Here is a 1634-nt window from a genome sequence, read left to right as displayed (position 1 = left end):
CGCCGCCGGTGCGGCGCGGCCGGCACGCACCGTGTCGCGGCCGCCGGCCGCGCTGCCGCGCGGCACCGACGTCGTGCTGTTCGACGCGGCGCAGGAATACGAACTCGCGCGTGCGTGCCGCGTGCTCGACGCCGGCCTGCCGGTGCTCGTGCTCGGCGAGACCGGCAGCGGCAAGGAAGTGTTCGCGCGCGAGCTGCATCGGCGCAGCGCACGCGCCGCGCGGCCGTTCGTCGCGGTCAACTGTGCCGCATTGCCCGAAGGCCTCATCGAAGCCGAGCTGTTCGGCTACGAGGACGGCGCGTTCACCGGTGCGCGGCGCCACGGCAATGCGGGCCTGCTGCGCCAGGCCGACGGCGGCGTGCTGTTCCTCGACGAGATCGGCGACATGCCGCTGTCGCTGCAGCCGCGCCTGCTGCGCGTGCTGCAGGAACGCGAACTGTCGCCGCTCGGCGGCGGCAAGCCGGTCAAGCTCGATTTCGCGCTGGTCTGCGCGACGCACCGCGAGCTCGAGACGGACGTGGCCGAAGGCCGCTTCCGCGCCGATCTCTACTACCGCATCAACCACTATTTCGCGCGGCTCGCGCCGCTGCGCGAACAGGCCGACCGCGCCGGCCTGATCGAAGCGCTCTGGATGCGCCTGGCCGGCACGCGCCGGCTGTCGGCGGCCGCGCTCGCCGCGTTGTCCGGCTACGACTGGCCCGGCAACCGGCGCCAGCTCGCCGCGTGCCTGCGCCTGCTCGTCGCGCTCAGCGACGACGGCGAGACCGTCGACGCGGCGGCGCTGCCGGCCTATCTGCACTCCGCGCGAGGAACGACGTCATCTCGACCGCCGGCCCCGGCGAACGGTGCTGCTGCCGACGACGCGCTCGACGCGATCACCGAGTCGGCGATGCGCGCCGCGCTCGACCGCTGCGACGGCAACGTCTCGCGCGCCGCGAAACAGCTCGGCATCAGCCGCAGCACCCTGTACCGTCGGCTCGGCGCGCCGGCGCGAGGCTGAGCGACGGTTCAGCCCGGCTGGACGCTCGCGCTCTCTGGAAGGGGTCGAGAATCGAAGGACTCCCGGCGGGCATGCCGACCGATTTCCGTCGCGGCCGCATCTGGCTTTGCCACGAACGATCCAGCGACGGCGCAGTCGTTGAATATTCCCATGGATGTTCAACCGATGGGAGGAACTCCATAACTCCCTTTCCCCAAAAGAGCGTGACGACGCGAACACGATGCAAAGCTCATTTCGCGCCGAGCTCCCCGCGCCGCAGCCGCTCCAGGGTCTCGGCGAGCTTGCGCTGCTTGTCCTCGCCCTCGGCGATCTGTTCGGCCGGCATTGCCGCGGCACGACCGCGCGCGAGATCGCGCTGCAAGTCGGCGAGCGCGATCGTCGCTTCCTGCTCGAACGCGCGATACAGCTTCGCCTGCTGGCGCCGCTCGTAACGGCGATAGGCCGCCGGATCGGCGAGCTCCGCCGCGTTCGCGCGTTCCGGCGATACGTCCGGCGCGGCGACCGGCGGGCTGCGCGCGTCGCCGTCGCGCAGCGCGTCGACGAGGCTTTGCGAAGCGTCGGCAGCGACCGGCGGCAGCGCCGTCGTCCCCGGGGCGGCGCCGCGCGGCGCCGAGGCCGACGCGTCGACGCGATC

2 protein-coding genes are annotated in these 1634 nt (G+C 72.6%); one reads left to right on the top strand and one right to left on the bottom strand.

Annotated elements, in window-relative coordinates; translation table 11 throughout:
- Positions 1-1000, top strand: a 1000-nt coding sequence (locus NON22_RS24030; protein WP_257389510.1) for a sigma-54-dependent Fis family transcriptional regulator, incomplete at its 5' end; no start/stop codon positions are given.
- Between the two features lie 229 nt (positions 1001-1229).
- Here the strand turns inward: NON22_RS24030 and NON22_RS24025 are convergent.
- On the bottom strand, positions 1230-1634 hold a 405-nt coding region (locus NON22_RS24025; protein ID WP_257389509.1), incomplete at its 5' end, for a hypothetical protein.

Source organism: Tahibacter caeni, assembly GCF_024609805.1.
In the GTDB taxonomy this organism is placed as follows: Bacteria; Pseudomonadota; Gammaproteobacteria; order Xanthomonadales; family Rhodanobacteraceae; genus Tahibacter; species Tahibacter caeni.
Note: the sequence above shows the minus strand (reverse complement) of the source record. Positions and strands in the feature narration are given on the sequence as shown.